This window comes from Roseomonas sp. TAS13 (genome assembly GCF_001950415.1).
GTDB classification, from domain to species: Bacteria; Pseudomonadota; Alphaproteobacteria; order Acetobacterales; family Acetobacteraceae; genus Roseomonas; species Roseomonas mucosa.
In genome coordinates this window covers 1-5354 of sequence record NZ_BDLP01000303.1, presented here as the reverse complement: position 1 = coordinate 5354, position 5354 = coordinate 1, and the positions used below count along the sequence as shown (strand labels likewise).

The 5354-nt window shown below is 73.2% G+C and carries 4 protein-coding genes; 2 read left to right on the top strand and 2 right to left on the bottom strand.

From position 1 onward, the window contains the following. The coding region (locus ROTAS13_RS18680) for a penicillin acylase family protein (RefSeq protein WP_075823075.1) at nucleotides 1-1621 on the bottom strand (1621 nt) is incomplete at its 3' end. Between the two features lie 190 nt (nucleotides 1622-1811). Here ROTAS13_RS18680 and ROTAS13_RS18675 point away from each other — a divergent pair. After that, nucleotides 1812-2711: an alpha/beta fold hydrolase gene (locus ROTAS13_RS18675; RefSeq protein ID WP_019460276.1), complete on the top strand. Its 900-nt coding sequence runs from the start codon at nucleotides 1812-1814 to the stop codon at nucleotides 2709-2711. Between the two features lie 113 nt (nucleotides 2712-2824). Next, nucleotides 2825-3976: an alpha/beta hydrolase gene (locus ROTAS13_RS18670; RefSeq protein ID WP_075823074.1), complete on the top strand. Its 1152-nt coding sequence runs from the start codon at nucleotides 2825-2827 to the stop codon at nucleotides 3974-3976. A 52-nt stretch (nucleotides 3977-4028) separates the two neighbouring features. Here ROTAS13_RS18670 and hemB read toward each other — a convergent pair whose 3' ends face one another. Next, a complete protein-coding gene (gene hemB, locus ROTAS13_RS18665; RefSeq protein ID WP_075823076.1) occupies nucleotides 4029-5024 on the bottom strand; it encodes a porphobilinogen synthase in 996 nt (331 codons plus the stop codon). Nucleotides 5025-5354 lie beyond the last annotated feature (330 nt).

Sequence of the window (5354 nt, the reverse complement as noted above, 5' to 3'; positions counted from 1 at the left end):
TCGCCTTACGGTGGAGCTGTGCGTAGATGTGATCAAGAGACAGGCCGAGAAAGACGGACGAGTCCCGCGGCTGCACCCGGTTGTTCGCATTGGCCACCGCGCCGGAGGCCGGGCGCAGCGTGTTCGGCATCTCCGCGAAGGGGATCCAGCCGGTCCAGTCATGGCTGCCGTCCCAGCCCGGCGCCGGCATGCCGCCATCGCCCGAGGCCCGGATGGGCGTGCGTCCCGCCAGGAACAGCGCCACCTCGCCCGCCGCATCCGCCACCACGACGTTCTGCGCGGGGCTGCTGATGCGCGCCACGGCCTCGCCCGCCTCCTCCAGCGTCCCGGCCCGGTTCAGCGCGTGCAGCCCGGAGGCCGCCGTGTCGCCCGGTGCCAGGCTGGCCATCTGCACCGCCAGCACCGTGCCGGGGGGCGTCTCCGGGGAATCGCCGCCCGGTGCCTCCAGATCCGACACCACCGGCCCATGGCGGGTCTCACGCACCCGCAGCACCGTGTCCGGCTGGCCCCGCACGGCGATCCGTTCCTCGCGCAGCGCGAAGGGGCGGGGGCCGTCAGGGGTCTCGTAGCCCGCCACGCCCGCGAGGCGCTCGACGAAGACATCCTGCGTGTCGGAATGGGTGGTGGTGAAGCCCCAGGCCAGCCGGTCGCTGCGGCCGATCACCACGAAGGGCACGCCGGGCGCCGTGGCCCCGGCCAGGAAGCGTCCCTCCGGCAGCTCGATCCGCGCCAGATACCACAGGATCGGCGCGCCGAAGCCGAGATGCGGATCCGAGGCCAGCAGGGCGCCCCCCGTGGCGGAGCGCCGCGCCGCCACGGCCCAGGCGTTGGAGGCGCTGTCCGGCAGGGGCGCATCGCCCGGGAATTCCGGCAGGGCGGCCAGCAGCCGCCCCAGCGCCTCCGGGCCGGGCGTGCCCGGCGCCGGCATGGCCGCGGCCACCTCGGCGCTGCCGGAGGATTCGTCGGCGGGCCAGAGCTCCCCGATCCGTTCCGGCGGCAGGCTGCGCGCCAGCCGGGCACGGGCCAGCTCCGTGCGCCAGTTGCCGGACAGGTAGAGCCCCATCAGCTTGCCCCAGAGCAGGCTGTCGGCGGGCCGCCAGGGTTCCGGCGCACCCAGCAGCAGGAATTCCGGCGCGGCGAAGCGGCCGCGTTCGGCGATCCAGGCATTCACCCCGGCGGCATAGGCCTCCAGCAGGCGCCGCGTTTCCGGCGCCTGGGCCGCGAGGTCGGTCTCGGCCCGCCCGGCGAGGCCCAGCACGCGCATGAAGCGGTCGGCCCGCAGCGCCGCCGGGCCGGCGATCGCGGCGAGGCGGCCCGAGGCGCTGCGGCGCATCAGGTCCATCTGGAACATCCGGTCACGGGCATGCAGCAGGCCCAGCGCCATGGCCGCATCCACCTCGTTCCGCGCGGCGATGCGGGGGATGCCCTGGGCATCGAAGGCCACCTCCACCGGGGCGGAAAGCCCCGGCAGCGAAAGCCCCGCCTCGCGCGCCGGCAGCGTCCACCACAGGCATCCCGCCAGCGCGGCGAGGGCCAGCACCACGAGCAGGGCCAGGACCGCGAGGGCGGCGCGCAGCGGGCGGCGCGGCGGGCGGTGGCGGGGATGGTGCGGGTGGCGCATGCCCGCGCAGTATGGGCGCGGACGGCGCGGGCGCCAGGGGTCCCAGCCATGGTCAAGCCAGGGGCGGCGGGCGGCGCGGGGGTGCGGCCCCTTCCGGCCCTGGACGGAACGTGATCGGAAAGCGGGGCGGGGCGTGAAAGCATCCGCCCGCGACAGCCCTGGCACGACTCGGAACGGGAGACGCCTTCGCATGACCACCCCAGAAAGGGTCTGGGCGGAACCGCCCCGCACCGGGGCCTATCGCTGCCGCTTCAACCCCTTCGCCGCGACGCTGCGCTGGACCGAATGGGGCCCGCTGGACGGCGACCCGGTGATCTGCGTGCACGGCCTGACCCGCACCGGCCGGGACTTCGACGTGCTGGCCCGCCTGCTGGCCGGGCAGGGCCGGCGGGTGATCTGCCCCGATATCTTCGGGCGCGGCATCAGCGACTGGCTGGTCGAGGGCGCGCTCTACAGCGTGCCGACCTATGTGACCGGCCTGGCGCCGATGCTGGCCTCGCTGGAGCGGCCCTATGACTGGGTCGGCACCTCCATGGGCGGACTGATCGGCATGTCGGTGGCGGCGCTGCCGGGCAACCGGCTGCGGCGCCTGGTGCTGAACGACGTGGGCGCCTTCATCCCGGCGGAGGCGCTGTCGCATATCGGCGCCTATATGGCGGAGGCGCTGAGCTTTCCCGACCTGCCGGCGCTGGAGCGGCACCTGCGCGCGATCCATGCCGGCTTCGGCCGGCTCACGGACGCGCAGTGGCGTCACCTCGCGGAAACCAGCGCGCGGGCGACGGTCGATGGGCGGCTGGTGCTGCACTACGATCCGGCGATCGGCGAGCCGATGCGGCTCTCGCCCGCCGCCGATGTCGATCTCTGGGCGCTCTGGCGGATGCTGGACCTGCCGGTGCTGCTGCTGCGCGGCGAGGACAGCCCGCTGCTGCTGCCGGAGACGGCCGCGCGGATGCTGGAACGGCCCGGCACCGAACTGGCGGTGATCCCGGGCTGCGGCCACGCGCCGGCCCTGATGAGCCTGTCCCAGACCTCCCTCGTGGCCCGCTTCCTGGCGCGCGAGCGGGATGCACACGCGGAGGTTACGCCGTGACGAAACGTATCAGCCATGCGCGACCGGCAGGAACCGTGCCCGCGCCCCCGGCGTTCCCGGACCGTCTTCCCGGCTCATGCAGCCGGGTCCGGTAACCTGAGGAAACCTGCCCGATGACACCGCTTTCCCGCCGATCCGCCCTGTTCCTGGGCCTCGGGATGCCCGCCCTGCTCTCGGCCTGCGCCAGCACCTCCACCCCGCCCGCCGGCCCGGCCGACCCCACGGGGCTGGCGGACCCCGAGATGAAGGCGCTGCTGGAGAGCCTCGCCTCGCTGAACCCGAAGCCGGTGGAGACCCTGTCGCCGCTGGAGGCGCGGCTGCAGCCCGGCCTGTCCGACGCGGTGAAGCGGCTGCTGCTCCAGAACGGCAGGTCCACCGACCCGCGCCCGCTGCCGCTGGTGCGCGACATCTCCATCCCCGGCCCGGGCGGCGCGCTGCCGGCCCGCGTCTACAGCTCGGCCCAGCTCCCCGAGCGCCGGGGACAGAAGCCGCTGCCGCTGATCGTCTATTTCCATGGCGGCGGCTGGGTGCTGGCGGACCTCGACACCTATGACAGCTCCTGCCGCGCCCTCTCGGCCGACGCGAACGCCGTGGTGGTCTCGGTGGACTACCGCAAGGCGCCGGAGAACAAGTTCCCGGCGGCGCATGACGACGCCTATGCCGCCTATGTCTGGGCGGTGCGCAACGCCACCGTGCTGGGCGCCGATCCGAACAAGGTCGCCATCGTGGGCGAGAGCGCGGGCGGCAACCTCGCCTTGGCCACGGCGCTCGCGGCCCATGCCGGCAATGCGCCGAAGCCGATGGCCGTGGGCGCCATCTATCCGGTCGCGGGCACCGACCAGACGCCGTCCTACAAGCAGTTCGCCAATGCCAAGCCGCTCGGCACCCCGGCGCTGCTCTGGTTCCTGGGGCAGTACACCAATGGCGGATCGGACCTGCAGGACCCGCGCCTGAACATCTACGGCAAGGCGGACCTGCGCGGCCTGCCGCGGACCATCATCGTCAACGCCCAGATCGACCCGCTGGCCGATGACGGCGCCCGGCTGGAGGAAGCGATGCGCCGGGCCGGCGCGCCGGTGGAACGGCAGGTCTATCCCGGCGTGACGCACGAGTTCTTCGGCGCCGATGCCGTGCTGTCCAAGGCCAGGGAGGCGCAGACCTACCTGGCCGGGCGGCTGCGCGAGATCTTCCTCGATACCCCGGCGCCCGCCGCCCCGCCGGCCCCGCGCGGCCGCATCCGCCCGGTGCCGCCGCAGCACCGCTGAGGACACCGCCCGGGGGAGGATTCTCCCCCGGGCGCTCCGTGCCCCCGGTGTTTCAGCCGGCGCGCAGCCGCCGCGCGGCGTCCAGCGCGAAATAGGTCAGCACCCCGTCGCAGCCGGCGCGCTTGAAGCTCATCAGCGCCTCCAGCACCACGCGGTCGCCATCCAGCCAGCCGTTGCGGATCGCCGCCATCAGCATCGCGTACTCGCCACTCACCTGGTAGGCGAAGGTCGGCACGCCGAACTCGTCCTTCACCCGGCGGATGATGTCGAGATAGGGCATCCCCGGCTTGACCATCACCATGTCGGCGCCTTCCGACAGGTCCATCGCCACCTCGCGCAGCGCCTCGTCGGAATTGGCCGGGTCCATCTGGTAGGTCTTCTTGTCGCCCTTCAGCGCGCCGCCCGAGCCCAGCGCGTCGCGGAAGGGGCCGTAGAAGCCGGAGGCGTACTTGGCCGCGTAGGACATGATCCGCGTGTCCACGAGGCCCTTCTCGTCCAGCGCCCGGCGGATGGCGGCGATGCGCCCGTCCATCATGTCGGAGGGGGCGAGGCAGTCGATCCCCGCCTCGGCCTGCACCAGCGCCTGCTTCACCAGCACCGCGACGGAATCGTCGTTGTGGACATAGCCGTCGCGGATCACCCCGTCATGGCCGTGGTCGGTATAGGGATCGAGCGCCACGTCGCCGATCAGGCCAAGCTTCGGGAAGGCGGCGCGCAACGCGCGGGCGGCGCTGCAGATCAGGTTCTCCGGATTGTGCGCCTCGGTCCCCTCGGCATCCTTCCGCCCGGCCGGCGTGGCGGGAAAGAGCGCGACGGCCGGGATGCCCAGCTCCACCGCCTGGCCCACATGCTCCACGATCCGGTCCAGCCCGACGCGGAACTGGCCGGGCATGGAGGCCACCTCGACGGGCGCCCCATTGCCCTCGCGGATGAAGATCGGCCAGATCAGGTCATCCACCGAAAGCCGGTTCTCGGCCACGAGACGACGGGTCCAGTCGTCGCGCCGGTTGCGGCGCGGGCGGGCGAGGGGAAAGCTGGGAATGATCACGCGGTTCTCGGGCCTCTGCGAAACGGAGCCGCCGGGCGCCAGGGGCAAGGCCCTGGGACGCCGGGCGATCCGGCCATCGGAGCCCCCTATGTGGCCAAACCGCCGCCGGATGCCAAATTCCCGTTGCGCTGGGCTGCGGCCAGGACCGGAAGGGTCTGGCGCGGGCCGCGCATCCGCTGCGTGCCGCCCATCCCCGGGGCGGCGGGAGATCCTGGCATGAATCCGTTCCGCCCACGCCCGCCGCGCCGGGGCCCTTGCCTGGGCCCTTTGGCGGCCCTGGCCTGCCTTCTGTCCTGTCTCTTGATCACATCTACGCACAGCTCCACCGTA

What these genes read in the sequence shown, in the direction of transcription:
- ROTAS13_RS18675 (WP_019460276.1), top strand. Translation starts at nt 1,812, where the DNA reads ATGACCACCCCAGAAAGGGTCTGGGCGGAACCGCCCCGCACCGGGGCC.
- ROTAS13_RS18670 (WP_075823074.1), top strand. Translation starts at nt 2,825, where the DNA reads ATGACACCGCTTTCCCGCCGATCCGCCCTGTTCCTGGGCCTCGGGATG.